Annotated in this window: 12 protein-coding genes; 4 read left to right on the plus strand and 8 right to left on the minus strand. The window is 40.6% G+C overall.

Features of this window, described 5'->3' with window-relative positions; translation table 11 throughout:
• The 3 genes from PX484_RS09790 to PX484_RS09800 all read right to left on the minus strand — a co-directional run.
• Window positions 1–1823 (minus strand): ABC transporter ATP-binding protein (locus PX484_RS09790; RefSeq protein ID WP_288103662.1); only part of this gene is annotated, 1823 nt, incomplete at its 3' end.
• A gap of 184 nt (window positions 1824–2007) precedes the next feature.
• Window positions 2008–3537, minus strand: a complete 1530-nt coding sequence (locus tag PX484_RS09795) for an ApeA N-terminal domain 1-containing protein (RefSeq protein ID WP_287765390.1) — start codon at window positions 3535–3537, stop codon at window positions 2008–2010.
• Between the two features lie 55 nt (window positions 3538–3592).
• On the minus strand, window positions 3593–3745 hold the full coding sequence (locus tag PX484_RS09800; RefSeq protein WP_287765392.1) for a hypothetical protein: 153 nt from the start codon (window positions 3743–3745) through the stop codon (window positions 3593–3595).
• A gap of 167 nt (window positions 3746–3912) precedes the next feature.
• On the opposite strand from PX484_RS09800, the gene PX484_RS09805 reads away from it, so the two are divergent.
• The 4 genes from PX484_RS09805 (at window position 3913) to PX484_RS09820 (ending at window position 8611) form a co-directional block, all read left to right on the plus strand.
• Window positions 3913–4548: a FeoA family protein gene (locus tag PX484_RS09805; protein ID WP_287667713.1), complete on the plus strand. Its 636-nt coding sequence runs from the start codon at window positions 3913–3915 to the stop codon at window positions 4546–4548.
• 41 nt (window positions 4549–4589) lie between these two features.
• Complete coding sequence (gene feoB / locus PX484_RS09810; protein ID WP_287765395.1) at window positions 4590–6914, plus strand: Fe(2+) transporter permease subunit FeoB; 2325 nt, start codon at window positions 4590–4592, stop codon at window positions 6912–6914.
• A gap of 109 nt (window positions 6915–7023) precedes the next feature.
• Window positions 7024–7263, plus strand: coding sequence for a FeoC-like transcriptional regulator (locus tag PX484_RS09815; RefSeq protein WP_002792905.1), 240 nt, complete (start codon window positions 7024–7026; stop codon window positions 7261–7263).
• Between the two features lie 364 nt (window positions 7264–7627).
• Window positions 7628–8611, plus strand: a complete 984-nt coding sequence (locus PX484_RS09820) for a methyltransferase domain-containing protein (RefSeq protein ID WP_287765396.1) — start codon at window positions 7628–7630, stop codon at window positions 8609–8611.
• A gap of 122 nt (window positions 8612–8733) precedes the next feature.
• On the opposite strand, the gene PX484_RS09825 is transcribed toward PX484_RS09820, so the two are convergent.
• The 5 genes from PX484_RS09825 to thrS all read right to left on the minus strand — a co-directional run.
• Complete coding sequence (locus tag PX484_RS09825; protein ID WP_002802574.1) at window positions 8734–9432, minus strand: metallophosphoesterase family protein; 699 nt, start codon at window positions 9430–9432, stop codon at window positions 8734–8736.
• Between the two features lie 21 nt (window positions 9433–9453).
• A complete protein-coding gene (locus PX484_RS09830; protein ID WP_185237955.1) occupies window positions 9454–10263 on the minus strand; it encodes a metallophosphoesterase family protein in 810 nt (269 codons plus the stop codon).
• Entirely contained in the window at window positions 10263–11042 is a 780-nt protein-coding gene (locus tag PX484_RS09835; RefSeq protein WP_288103666.1) for a hypothetical protein, read from the minus strand. The genes PX484_RS09830 and PX484_RS09835 overlap by 1 nt, the downstream gene beginning before the upstream one ends.
• A gap of 502 nt (window positions 11043–11544) precedes the next feature.
• Window positions 11545–12570, minus strand: a complete 1026-nt coding sequence (locus PX484_RS09840; RefSeq protein WP_287765398.1) for a CobW family GTP-binding protein — start codon at window positions 12568–12570, stop codon at window positions 11545–11547.
• Window positions 12571–12684: 114 nt separating this feature from the next.
• A partial coding sequence (thrS, locus tag PX484_RS09845) for a threonine--tRNA ligase (RefSeq protein ID WP_288103668.1) occupies window positions 12685–14474 on the minus strand: 1790 nt, incomplete at its 5' end.

A 14474-nucleotide genomic window follows, 5' to 3' on the forward strand; every position in this document is an offset into this window, starting at 1 on the left:
GTGTAATCACTTTGGGGAGAGTTAATAATTTGGTTAGCTGTACCCATTTCCTCAATTTTACCTTTATTCATCACCATAATCCGATCGCTCATAAATCTGACGACACTTAAATCGTGGGAAATAAAGATATAAGTGAGATTAAATTCCTGCTGTAATTCTTTGAGTAAATTTAAGACTCCCGCTTGTACGGAAACATCTAAAGCAGAGACAGATTCATCACAGATAATAAACTGAGGATTTAAGGCTAAAGCGCGAGCAATACACACCCTTTGTCGTTGTCCTCCCGATAATTGATGGGGATAGCGATCGAACCAAGTAGGATCGAGTTTAACTCGTTCTAATAAATATTCTACTCGTTGCCGTCGCTTTTGGGAATTGCCGCCGGTATGATGAATAACCATCGGTTCTAAAATTGCTTTACCGATGGATAAACGGGGATTCAGGGAGTTGTAGGGATTCTGAAAAACTATCTGTAATTCCCGTCTCAGTAGTCTTAATTTTGGATCGCTGGGGTTTAACTTAGCGAGATTTTCTCCTCGGAAATAGATATTTCCAGAAGTGGCAGGAATTAAGCGCAGAATTGTCCTTGCTAAGGTAGATTTTCCGCAGCCAGACTCACCGACTAAACCGAGGGTTTCCCCCTGTTTAACGGCAAAACTGACCTGATCTACGGCATTAAAAAAGGTCTTTACTTGCCCGAAAACTCCCTTAACTGGAAATCTAACCGATAAATTTTCTACTGATAAAATATTCTCGTGATTCTGTAAACCTGCGATTCTGCTTTCTTCCTCCTGGAGAGTAATAAACTTAACTGCCGGTGGAGTAATTTCCTGTAAGTCAATAATCTTACCTTGAGAGTCTTTTTTCACTTGTAAAAAATCGCTGACAGTGGGTAATTTTTCGGGACGAGAGTTTAAGCGAGGACGACAGGCAAGTAAACCTTTTGTGTAGGGATGTTGGGGATAATTTAATACTTCTTCTTTTGTTCCCTGTTCGACAATTTCTCCTTGATACATCACGACAATTTGATCGGCAATTTCGTTAATAACTCCTAAATCGTGGGAGATAAAAACCATTGACATTTCTCGATCACTTTTACACAAATCGCGTAATAATCTTAATATTTCTGCTTGGACAGTCACATCTAAAGCGGTGGTTGGTTCGTCAGCAATTAATAGGGTAGGATTACAAGAAATCGCCATGGCAATCATTACCCTTTGTAATTGTCCCCCCGATAATTCGTGAGGATAACGCTTTAGAATTGCTTCTTTTTGTTCTTGAATATAAGTTCTAATTTTTTCTCTGACATGACCCTTATTTTCTAAGGGAAAAGTTTCTATATACTTCTCCTCTAACTGTTCATCACTGGGTAATAAGCGCACTTCTTGCAGTAGAGAGATGGCTTGATTTTTTGCCTGTTCAGTGCTGACTTTTTGATGCAGTAAAATTGCTTCGGTGAGTTGAAACTCGATGTTATAGACTGGATTAAGAGAACTCATTGGTTCTTGGAAAATCATCGCCATTTCTCCCCCGCGATAATAACGCAATTCTTCCGGGGGAATAGATAATAAATCTACTGCTTGCATTGACTGACCTTTTGCTGGACGAAAGCAAATTTCTCCCCGGGTAATTTTTCCCGGAGAGGGAACCAATCCCATAAGTGCGAGGGAGGTGACGGATTTTCCTGAACCCGACTCCCCCACACAACCGAGAACTTGACCTTTCTGCAAGCTAAAACTAATGTTATTAACGGCGACTGTTGTTCTTTTCTGATTGGAAAATTCAACGGTGAGATGGTGAACGTCGAGAATTTTGTTATCCATAGGTCTTTAACTGGTGAAACCTAGCATCATCTTAACCTAAGTTGTCAATTTTAACTATATAGCAGTTATCTTATTGGTGAGGTGGGAAGTTTTACTTACCCAATCAGGTTACATTTTCTCTTGATGAGAAAAGCTATATTCACCTTCACTCATCAACAAATAAGAGGTGAGCTATTTTCTTAGCTTAATCATACTCACCGTGCCATTGATATTGCATCTTACTTCTATTTTTAATGATAGCTTTAATGGTGTCGGTTGAAACTTCGAGTTCTATCAGTAAACAAGTTTGTAATATTAAAGTTACGGTACACAAAAGATCACAGAGTTCTTGATTTTTTATTTTGATTTCCTTGTCTGGGTGAACTATTAAGTTATTTCTAATATAAACTACTCGCTTAATAAATTTATCTTTTAAATCTTGATCTTTGGTTATCCTAGAGAATAAACTATCATCTTGTGAGTTGAAAGTATCAGCAAAGCTTTGTTTAGTGTCGTCATTGTTTTCAACGAACAAATAGGAAATCTTATCTATAATATCTCTCAGTCTATGCTTTAGATTCTTCTCAACTTTAAACAAGTATTTAACTTTCTCATCTAAAAACCTTTTGAAATCTTCTTCCATAGGATAATTTTGAATAACTTCGCGAAGTTTTTGATAAATGCCATTTTGATAACTATCTTGAGACATATATTCGATTTTATGTTTTCCTTTTTGAGTTTGTTTATGATATATCTCCAACGCTTGCACAATATTCAGAAATTTATATTCCAGATACAATTCTGGATTATAAATATTTATTAATAGTTCCTGAAAGACAATTTTAAATTTCTCTCGCTTATCTATCCAGTTTTGAAAAATTTTTTCCAAATCATCTTTAACATTATCATAAGTTAACAGCATTTTTGACCGATGATGGACATAATCGGAATTTTTTGACAGTTTTCTTTCATTCCATATAATTTCAATCGGAGTCCTTTTATCTGGGTATTGGCTATCATTTTTATCATGTCTAGCGTGAACTGAAACAATTTGATTAGAAGAATAAGTAGCAAAGCTAAGAAAATCACGAAATTGGATAACTAAGTTTTTACAATCTTCTAAACTGCTTGAGTTTTTATTGACAATCTCAAGACCAATTATATATTTAATATCAGCACTTTCAGTGGAGCTAAGATTAAAAATCGGGACAAAATAGATACTCAGTTCCAGTTCTTTGATTACTCCTAGCTTAATATTTGGCAATTGTTCGTAAGTAACCTTGACTTGCTTAACTTCTCCAGTGGATGAAATTTCACTTTTCATATCTAAAGGACTAATTTTTACCCATTCATTTAAAGAAGAAAAATCAACTCTTAATTTTTGAAATTTGTTCAAGTCTTCCTTATTTAAAAAATCATTGTTCTGAAAATATATATTATAGAAAAGCATTTCGGGATTTACTTGCAAATTCACCAGATTTTCTCCTATTTTTGTTTTCTGGATATCACAGTTAAAAAGGCCGACAACTTTTCCATCGATAAGTCCATAAATCAGGGTTGCTTGTGATTTTAATCCATAAGGAAACCAGGACAATAGCGGGGCTAAAGTGTTGAAAGTATCATCAATATTTAAAACTAAACGTTGATTAAGTTTATGGGAAAGTTTCCCAATTACTCGTTTTTCTGGGTGTTCAGGGAGCCACCAGTAACCTTCTCTTTCAAATTCGTCAATCATATTAGCTGATCATTAAGTTTGTAGTATAAATATACCTTTTCGCATTATAGCGAATTTAGTACAAGATAACTAACAAATTTTCGGCATTAAGAAGATTTTCGTCTCTGAGCGATCGCCATTTACCGCAGACTGGCGACTTTTTTAAAGAAAAAATTTTCTTTTCTGTCTCCCCTTTGGGATTACACTGGCAATTGAGAATAATTAGCATTTATTTTTTAGCGATCGCAAGTCTTAGACAGTTTCAAAACCGTTGACTGAGGCTGACAGTAGTGCAGTTCTCACCCTTTGGCTACTTCAGTAAACTCGATGAGCTATTAAGGAATTATTGTCACTCTTGAATGAAAGACCTTCATTACCTTTGGAGATAAGAAAAGCATGGACGATAAAATTAGACCGAATCAACCAGAAAAACCAGAAAAATCGCCAAATAAAGCCCAATTTTTCCGTTGGGGTGGTAAAAAGACAGAATTAGATAATGTCACTCCCACGGGTAATGACTTTGCTGCCACTTATCCTTTAGCACAAGTGGAAATGGGAAAAACCGTCTGGTTAGTGGGATTTCAGGGGACAGGAGGGATCAATCGACTCCTAGGTATGGGATTAAACCCCGGCATTCAATTACAGGTAATTAGCTCCCAACCGAGGGGATCAGTTTTAATTGGCATTCAAGACAATCGTATCGGTATCGGGGCGGAAATGGCCGAAAAAATCCTCGTTAGTGACATTCAACCGAAAAAACTGGAACCCAAAAAAGACCTAACTGAAGTAAGAACATTTCTGCGGGAGATACCCATAGGAAAAGCGGGTAAAGTCATCGGTTATGACCGAGCATTGCGCGGATACAAAGGAAAATTGTTATCAATGGGATTAACTCCGGGGACAGAGTTTACCGTTATTCGCGTCGCACCTTTGGGGGATCCCGTCGAGATTCGAGTGCGGGGATTTCATCTCAGTCTGCGTAAACAGGAGGCAGACACTTTAATCGTCGAAGAAATAGACCCAAAAAGCTAAATTTAATCATCTAAGCCTATTAATTACTCAATATCCTAATTATGGTCAAACCCATTATCGCCTTAATCGGCAATCCTAACTGTGGCAAAACTACCCTTTTTAATGCTCTCACAGGATCCAATCAACGGACCGGCAACTGGCCGGGAGTAACAGTCGATCGCAAGGAGGGAAGATTTCAAGTTAACGGGGAAGATATCACCCTTGTGGATTTACCCGGAGTCTATTCCCTCGATGTAGAAGAAGGGGAGACAGGAATGGATGAATTAGTCGCTAGGGACTATCTGCTGTCAGGAGAAGCGGATTTAGTGATTAATATCGTCGATGCTGCCAATTTAGAGCGTAATCTCTACCTGACTACCCAAATCATGGAGATGCGTTTACCGATGTTGATTGCCCTGAATATGATGGATGTGGCCAAAACTAGGGGTATTGTGGTTAATCCGCAACTCTTAAGCGTTCGCATGGATGCAATTGTCGTCCCGATTAGTGCGGTTAAAGGGGAGGGAATCGGAGAATTAAAGCAAAAAATTGGGGAATTAGTCGATGATATTAACCATACTGCTGCTTATGTGGCTTATCCTGCGGTAATTGAGGAAGCTCTTAACGAGATTATTGCCTACATTAACGACCATAGCAGTAAAAGGATCGTTGAGCCAAGATGGACCGCTTTAAATTTACTGCAATACGAGGATCGCATCGTCCCAGAATTGCGCTCCCAGGAACTATTAAGCATTATCGTCAAGCATAGACGACAAATACACCAAGTTTTAGGGGAAGACCTTGATATTTTAATTGCTGATACTCGTTATGGCTTTATTCAACAAGTTACTCAGGGAGCCACTCAACGGACTGGACAGATAAATGATACCATGTCCGATAGCCTCGATCGGATTGTTCTCGATCGCTGGTTAGGAATTCCGATATTTTTGGGCGTAATGTACCTAATGTTCTTGTTTACAATCAATGTTAGTGCTGCCTTTATCGATTTCTTCGATTTAACTGCCCAGACTATCTTTGTCGATGGTTTGTCCCAAGTTTTACAAAAAATCCATACCCCCGGTTGGCTAATTGCTCTGCTCGCTGATGGAGCGGGGGGAGGTGTGCAAACCGTCGCCACTTTTATCCCCGTAATTGGCTTTATGTTCCTCTTTTTGTCAATTTTAGAGGATTCCGGCTATATGGCCCGGGCAGCCTTCGTCATGGACCGATTGATGCGTTTGGTGGGATTGCCGGGTAAATCCTTTGTCCCCATGCTAGTGGGATTTGGTTGCAGTGTGCCGGCAATTATGGCCACCAGGACCCTAGAAAATTCCCGTGATCGTTTAATGACGATTATGATGAATCCTTTTATGTCCTGTGGGGCCAGATTACCTGTTTATGCCCTATTTGCGGCGGCTTTTTTCCCCATAGGTGGTCAAAATATCGTTTTTGGTCTTTATATCTTAGGAATTCTCGCCGCTATTTTGACGGGATTGGTGATGAAAAAAACCCTACTCAAGGGAGAAGTCAGTCACTTTATTATGGAATTGCCTCCCTATCATCTACCGCGTCTGAAAGGGGTTTTAATTCGCACTTGGGAACGTCTGCAAGCGTTTTTATGGAAAGCTGGACGAGTTATCGTTTTAATGGTGATGATTTTGGGACTACTCAACTCCCTCAGTTTTGATGGTTCTTTTGGTAATCAAGACAGCGAGCGATCGGTTTTAAGTGCTACCAGTAAAGCTGTAACTCCTATTTTCTCACCCATGGGACTAGAACCGGAAAATTGGCCGGCAACGGTGGGAATTTTTACGGGAGTTTTTGCCAAAGAAGCGATGGTAGGGACATTAAACTCGATTTACAGCCAACTAGCAGGGGAAGATAACCCGAATAAGGGGGCAGCGGCGGAAAAATTCGACTTTTGGGGGCAAATTCAGGAAGCTATTGCCACTATTCCCGCCAATTTAGCGCAATTACCCAATCAATTACTTGATCCCTTGGGTTTAAATATTGGTGATTTGCAAGATCAAAAAACGGCTGCCGAGAAGCAAGAGGTAGATTTAGGAATCTTTGGCGCAATGGTGAAAAGATTTGATGGTCAAGCGGGTGCTTTTGCCTATCTATTGTTTGTTCTGCTCTATTTTCCCTGTGTTTCGGCCACATCGGCAGTATATCGCGAAACTAATGCCGGTTGGACTGCTTTTATTGCCTTCTGGACCACAGGAATGGCCTATATTGTTGCCACTTCCTTCTATCAAATCGCCACTTTTTCTCGACATCCGGGATTTTCTCTCTTTTGGATAGTCTTGATGGGTTTAACCGTAGTCGGGGTTTTATTCACCTTAAAAAATCTCCGTCCCCGAAAAATCAATCGTCCGGCAATTTAAAAGTAGGGTGGGTTAGGCGACAAAAAGCTAGGCAACTAACAAATTATTTAGATTCGCCGTAACCCACCGCAATCAAGCAACTTTTCTCGATTTTTTTCGCTTATAAACCATGATTTTAACCGATATACAGGCTTATCTTGCCAAAAATCAGAAAGCATCTCTGTCTGACTTATCTACACACTTTCGGATGTCAGCGGATGCCTTAAGTCCCATGCTCGATCGCTTGCTGAAAAAAGGGCGAATTCGCCTGATTTCCCTAGAAAAATGCGGAGGATGCAGCCGTTGTTCTCCGGAATCTATGGCTTTTTACGAATGGATTGAGGGCAATTCCACAGGGACAAACAGATAAAAGTTTAGTACTACAGAAGTGATCTAAGTAGGTAGGCGTTAAAAGTTGTCAGATGCCCCCCTTATCAAGGGGGGATTAAAGGGGGGACTAAGGGGGGATCGGCACCCCCCTTATCAAGGGGGATCCCCCCGCCTATCGGCACCCCCCTTATCAAGGGGGGCAGGGGGGATCGAACCTAAAATCCATTTTTAATTTAATTATAACCAGCTACTTAACTATTAAGATAACTGCTGTATTACCAGTCGCTTTCAACGGGGATAGTTAATTTCTGGCGAAGAACCAAAGTCACTCAACCGCAGAACCTCAAGGTTGTATAATCTTTAAGAGTTATTAAGCTTTGTATCAGTTTGCCCGGCATCATTTAATGAATATACTTTTGCTGACATCATCTTTAGGTTTACTCCTAGCGATCGCTATCGTCGTCTATTTTGTTTCCTCTCGCAAGTACCAATCGTCGGACTCGGTGGCCAATTCCTACGACCAATGGACCCAGGACGGGATTTTAGAATATTATTGGGGCGAACACATCCATTTAGGTCACTACGGTTCCCCACCAGAAAAAAAAGACTTTCTAGCGGCAAAAGCCGACTTTGTGGCGGAAATGGTCTCTTGGGGAGGTTTGGATAAACTACCCACCGGTGCAACTCTCCTCGATGTCGGTTGTGGTATTGGTGGCAGCAGTCGCATTCTGGCCCGCGACTACGGATTTACCGTTACCGGTGTCACCATTAGTCCCAAACAAGTGGCACGGGCCAAAGAACTAACACCCCCAGATGTAAATGCTCGCTTTTTGGTCGATGATGCCATGGCCCTTTCTTTTCCCGACGAGAGTTTTGATGTGGTCTGGTCAATTGAAGCCGGTCCCCATATGCCGGACAAAGCCGTTTTTGCTCAGGAATTACTGCGAGTTCTTAAGCCGGGGGGAGTCCTAGTGGTAGCGGACTGGAATCAGCGAGATGACCGTCAAAAACCGCTCAATTTCTGGGAAAGTCCTGTAATGCGCCAACTTTTGGATCAGTGGTCCCACCCCGCTTTTGCCAGTATCGAAGGTTTTGCCGAACAGTTAGCGGCCACGGGATTGGTAGATGGGGAAGTGGTGACTGCTGACTGGACAAAAGCCACTCTACCCTCTTGGATTGATACCATTTGGCAGGGGGTGATTCGTCCCCAAGGTTGGTGGCAATTTGGTCTAACTGGGTTGGTTAAATCCGTCCGAGAAGTGCCGACAATTCTGCTGATGCGTTTGGCCTTTGGTACGGGTTTATGTCGTTTTGGGATGTTCCGCGCTGTTCGCGCTCAATCCCATCTGCAAGCAAGTCAGCAAGAGTCTCTCACCTCAGTTATCTAGCTGGTTATAATTAAATTGAAGATAAATCCCCCCTTGATCCCCCTTGATAAGGGGGGTGTCTGATAATTTTTAACGCCTACCTACTTAAATTAATCTTGAATATTTAATTAATCTCTGAAAGATTAATAAGGTACGGTTCTAAACTCCACGCAATTATTACTAGGATTATAGAGAGTGTAAACTGCTTTATTTAATTCTTTACCAACGCTACCAACCCCAATTAAACGCTTATCTTGAATCGTCAAAGTTTGACTTGGTTGCCGTTTATCTAAAGTAGTAACAGTGCTGGTTAAATTAGCGGACTGTAAAGAATAATCAAAAACTTGTCCTGCACGACCACAAAATAGATTATTAACTCCCACCCGTTGCAGTCGATCTAAAATTTGCCATGGGGGAGTATCGGGGGTTAATTCTTCACTAACACTGACACTACTGCCATGAATTAATAAACAATCCAACTCGACAAAACCAAAATCGAGATTTCGTAACCATTGCACCGTTTCTAAAGAAACTGCATCCCAGAGTTGTTTAGTGCTATCAATTCCATGTTTATGGATTAATTCCGTCGGTTCTCCTGTGGCTCCTAAACTGTGTAAAATTAAACATTGTTCTTCCCACCATCCCCGACAAACCTGCGGATATAAGTTATTTTTAGTGGGATAACGTATTTGTTCTACTAGCATTTCACTATCGGGATTAACACCGATAAAATCTCCTAAAATATATAAATTTTCTACAGTAACTGACCGTTGCTGAATATCTTCCAAGACCGCTTGATAGGCTGGTAAATTGCCTTGAATACCGCTTAAAATTGCCCACATAATTTCTTGATTTATCACAAATTAACGTTCGCAAACATGAGTCGGATCATCGGCTTTTTCCGCATATTCTAGACCCTTAGCCAATCGCCAAGCGAAAATAGGAGGTAAACCCGATGCTAAAATAGCCTGACAGGTTTCCTGATAGTTATAGGCCACTTCTCGCAGCTGTACCGCTGCCGTTTCTCGATCGTAAATCACATAGGTGGCATTTGGACGACCGTGACGCGGTTCTCCCACCGATCCCACGTTGATGATACGTTTAACCGGTGTGGTAAATTGCCGCGACTGTTCCCCATCGGGTTGATACACTTTTATTTGCAAGCTTCCCTCGTCGAGAGTGCGAATATAGGGGATGTGGGTATGTCCACAGAATAAAACCTCTGTATCTACCGATAAAACCCGTTCTAAAGCCGTAAAAGCGTCCATTTCGGCTAAAAGGTACTCATGGTTACTTTGGGGACTACCATGGACAAAACAGAGGTGATCTAGCTTAAAAATTTCGGGCAGTTTTGACAAATAATTACGGTTTTCTGGGGTGATTATTTGATTTGTCCACTCATGAGCTAATCTACCGCGTTTTTCTGCTAAAAGCGACGGATAACTGCACTCACAGGCATTTAATCCCTCAACGATATCCTCATCCCAACACCCTTGTACCGTGGTAATCCCCAGTTGACGGATTTTTTCCACCACTTGGTTAGGATGGGGTCCATACCCAACCAAATCCCCTAAACAGTAGATTTCTTGACAACCCTGTTGGTCTAAATCTTGCAAAACAGCATTAAAAGCGGGCATATTGCCATGAATACAGGATAAAACGGCTATTTTCATCAGATTAACTCCATTTCTGGCTCTAAAGATTCTTGAAATTGTTGTTGATAATAAAAAAGTGCCTCATCGGACAGACAACAATCACTCAGGGTATCGGCAATTGTCGGTTTATCGAGATTGCGACCGACGATTTCAATCCCACTAAAGCGATTCGGTCTCCCATCGAGATTTAAGGGGAAATTTAAGCTTTGAAAGTCTTTTTCTGGCCATTCATCCATAAATTCCCCATAAATACACTGACCATCGATGATATCGAAGATACTTTTAACCCGCAGCACTTCCCCATAGGCCCCTTGGGTTAATTCTGTCCAAAAGGTGGTTAAACTGGAAAAATCGAGGATTTCTCCCGTTAAAACGGCTCTATAAATCTGTATTTCTCGTTTTTTTAACCATTGATCACCTTTTATGGTTGTTTTGACGGGACTGATGACTATTTCATCGACGGGAACCTGTCCTTCGGGGATTTCTTCGTCTGGAGACGTAATCGCTACCCGATGACAATTGAGGGGTTTTAGAAAGCTTTCGAGGGATTGCGTGTCTAAATGCCATGGTACTTCCATATAGACCCTGTTTTCCATGGATAAACTGCTCAAAAGGTCTTCTTCTTCCCTAGAAATAGAGGACAACTGGGGAAAGTCACTCTGTAAAGTGAGATGATCAATGGGAAAAGTTTCCGTCTGGGGACTAAAATATAGACTTGGCTGCTTGCTTTGGGCGATTTGTTGGCGAATCCAATGGGTTTTTCCCGCAGCTATACCCCCCGTCACCACGATAATCATTTTGCTCCTTCTTTATTGTGGTAATGATAATCATTCTAGCATAAGTGAGATTGGGGCAAGTAATCTTCCTTAACCAATCCTCTCGACTTAGCAAGGTTATTTTGGGAAAAATTGGCGGTCTCTTGGGATATTAATCATGGTTATGGCTCTTTTCTCTAGGATACCATTGGCTTTGTCCATCGGGTAAATCAACTAAGGTAATTCCCCTCGTTTTTAATTGTGATCGCCGCTTCCGTAAAGTGCAAGGGTTTGCGATAATGAACTTGGAGAACAAAGAGATGTAAAACCATGGGATCGAGGGTTCGTTAAATTTTAAAGTTTTTATCCATAAATCATTAGAGTTCTTGCATAATTAATTTTTGAGAGTTCAAAAACGGCAAAAAATGGCATAAAATGTGTAAATAGACCATTTAATTGATTATTATTCATTCTTAATTCTCCTGACTACTGGCTCCTGACTCCTAACCCTAACAACGATTTTTGATTTCTGCAAGAGGTCTATTCATAGTTTGTGCTTTTTAATTTTTTGAGAACTAGCCAAGCATTCGTTTAGTTGTGTCAAGATTTCCTCTTTATTTAAATTTCTGCCGATAAAAACTAACTGATTCTGAGGAGATGTATCCCATTCTACCGCTTGCAGATCGTAACGAGGGCCGCTCAATTGAAAAATATGTTTTAAATCGCTTTGTTGAAACCAGAGAATCCCTTTTGCTCGAAAAACATTTATCGGCATTTTTTGCGTGAGAAAAGGCTCAAATTTATCTAGATTAAATGGTTTATCGCTAACAAAGGAGACAAAATTAAAGTCTTCAGGAGATTGATTGTTACTGAAGCTTGGGCGATTTTTTTGAAAGTCTCTCAACTGGACTTTATACAATTCTTCTTTAGTTAAACCTATATCTAACAATAAACCCAAAGGAACCTGACCATAACTACTTTTTAGGAGTCTTATACCCTCTTTTTCCCGACAAATAAACTTTTCTAAATCATCTAATTTTTTGCCACTTACTCGATCTATTTTATTGAGAATTACCACGTCACCATAACGAATTTGACTAAGGGCAATATTACTATCAAAATGATCGGCAGTAAAGGTTTCAGAATCCACGAGGGTAATAATAGAATCTAAGCGAGTCAGATATTTTAATTCCGTGGCTAGGAAAGTGAGGATAATTGGCAAAGGATCGGCTAATCCTGTGGTTTCAATGATTAGATAGTCTACGGGTATTTCTTTTTCTAAGACCTGATAGACTGTCTCAATTAAACTATCATTAATCGTACAACAAATACAGCCATTACTCAATTCTACCATATCTTCATCGATGGAAACAAGCAATTGAGAATCAATATTAATATCCCCAAACTCATTGACTAATACTGCAACTTTTAACCCTTCTTTATTGTCAAGAATATGATTTAGTAAGGTGGTTTTTCCACTGCCTAAAAAACCAGTAATAATCGTCACAGGCATTCCCGATTTAGGCAAGCAAGGGAGAGAATCGGAGAGAGGAATTATCAAAGAACTCATGGCAGCTAACCCACTTGTAAGTTAATTAATTGACAGAAAATAGGCTTTTCTCAACCCTGTTAAATTCGCCCTAAAGGGATCGATCTCCACTATTTGCTGGTTTATACAAAAGTTTCAGAGATTAGTTTTAGATAGGATCGCCGTTTGCATTTTTCCTAATAAATCTACCAGCGTCATCGAACCTAAATCTCCCCCTTGTCGAGTGCGAACACTTAGAGTTTTACTGCTAACTTCTCGTTTTCCAATCACAGCTAAGACAGGGATTTTTTCTAGTTCTCCTGTACGAATTTGTTTACCTAAACGCTCACCACTTTTATCGATTTCCACTCGATAACCAGCTTGTTTTAACTGCATTGCTACCTCTAAAGCATAATGCTGCTGTTCATCACTAACGGGTAATAAACGGACTTGAATAGGTGCTAACCAGAGAGGAAAATCTCCCGCATAATTCTCGATTAAAATACCAAAAAATCTTTCCAAAGAGCCAAAAATAGCTCGATGAATCATAATCGGTCTTTCGCGACTACCATCCCTAGCTACATATTGCATATCAAAGCGTTCTGGCAAGTTAAAATCGACCTGAATCGTGGAACATTGCCACATTCTACCGATCGCATCTTGAATTTTTATATCAATTTTCGGACCATAAAAAGCCCCACCTCCCTGATCCTCAATATAATCCCACTTTTTAGCATTTAAGGCCTCAATTAAAGCTGCGGTTGCCAATTCCCAAACACTATCACTACCCACGGATTTACTGGGACGAGTCGATAAATTTATCTGATAATTAGTAAAGCCAAAATCGGAGAGAATTTTCTCGGTTAAGTTCAAAACTCCTAGAATCTCTGCGGCAATTTGTTCTGGCAAACAGAAAATATGAGCATCATCTTGGGTAAAACCTCGCACCCGCATTAATCCGTGTAAAACCCCCGAGCGCTCGTAACGATAAACTGTGCCTAATTCTGCCCATCTGAGGGGAAATTCTCGATAGGAATGCAGGTCATTTTGATAGGTTAAAACATGAAAAGGACAATTCATCGGCTTAATTTGATAGCTTTGCTGTTCTAACTCGATCGCCTCAAACATATTGTCGCGATAAAAGTCCCAATGTCCAGAAGTTTTCCACAGATCTAAATTAGCTAGATGGGGAGTATAAAGAAATTGATAACCCGCTTCTAAATGAGCTTGGCGCCAATAATCTTCGATTAAATAACGCATTGTTGCACCCCGGGGATGCCAAAAAACTAAACCGCCACCGGCATCTTCTTGGATGCTAAATAATTTTAATTGTTGTCCCAATTTGCGATGATCTCGTCGCTGCGCTTCTTCTTTTTGTTGGAGATAATTTTGTAATTCTGCGGGGGTTTGCCAAGCTGTGCCGTAAATTCGCTGTAATTGCGGCTGTTTTTCATCTCCTTGCCAATAAGCACCCGCTACACTCTCCAATGCGAAAGCATCTGGGTTAATTTCCCCCGTCGAGTTGAGATGGGGTCCCGCGCACAGATCCCACCAAAATTCTTCCGGGGGAGAAACAGCGCCATCAATTAACGAGGGTTCTCGATCGCTCCGTCCTGCGTCTGGACTACCGATAAAATAACGGGTAATGGTTTCATCTGGGGGAATTCTCTCTAAAATTAACTTTTTGTAGGGTTGATTAAGGCGCTCGATTTCTGCGGTAATTTCGCTTCTTTCCAGCACTTCTAGGATAATTGGCAGGTTTTTCTCGATAATTCGCCCCATTTCTGCCGCTATTTTCTCCAAATCTTCGGGGGTAAAGGGTGTTGGGCGATCGAAATCGTAGTAGAATCCCGTTTCTGTCCAGGGACCAATAGCGACTTTGGTTTCAGGAAAGAGAGTTTGTACAGCCATCGCTAAGATATGGGCGCAAGTATGGCGTATTTTTA

The organism is Microcystis sp. M49636_WE2, from assembly GCF_030065375.1.
In the GTDB taxonomy this organism is placed as follows: domain Bacteria; phylum Cyanobacteriota; class Cyanobacteriia; order Cyanobacteriales; family Microcystaceae; genus Microcystis; species Microcystis aeruginosa_C.

Excerpts from the sequence above, each read along its gene's own strand:
- PX484_RS09815 (WP_002792905.1), top strand. The coding sequence starts at position 7,024 with ATGATTTTAACCGATATACAGGCTTATCTTGCCAAAAATCAGAAAGCA.
- PX484_RS09825 (WP_002802574.1), bottom strand. The coding sequence starts at position 9,432 with ATGTGGGCAATTTTAAGCGGTATTCAAGGCAATTTACCAGCCTATCAA.
- feoB (WP_287765395.1), top strand. The coding sequence starts at position 4,590 with ATGGTCAAACCCATTATCGCCTTAATCGGCAATCCTAACTGTGGCAAA.
- PX484_RS09800 (WP_287765392.1), bottom strand. The coding sequence starts at position 3,745 with ATGCTAATTATTCTCAATTGCCAGTGTAATCCCAAAGGGGAGACAGAA.
- PX484_RS09830 (WP_185237955.1), bottom strand. The coding sequence starts at position 10,263 with ATGAAAATAGCCGTTTTATCCTGTATTCATGGCAATATGCCCGCTTTT.
- PX484_RS09805 (WP_287667713.1), top strand. The coding sequence starts at position 3,913 with ATGGACGATAAAATTAGACCGAATCAACCAGAAAAACCAGAAAAATCG.
- PX484_RS09835 (WP_288103666.1), bottom strand. The coding sequence starts at position 11,042 with ATGATTATCGTGGTGACGGGGGGTATAGCTGCGGGAAAAACCCATTGG.
- PX484_RS09820 (WP_287765396.1), top strand. The coding sequence starts at position 7,628 with ATGAATATACTTTTGCTGACATCATCTTTAGGTTTACTCCTAGCGATC.
- PX484_RS09795 (WP_287765390.1), bottom strand. The coding sequence starts at position 3,537 with ATGATTGACGAATTTGAAAGAGAAGGTTACTGGTGGCTCCCTGAACAC.
- PX484_RS09840 (WP_287765398.1), bottom strand. The coding sequence starts at position 12,570 with ATGAGTTCTTTGATAATTCCTCTCTCCGATTCTCTCCCTTGCTTGCCT.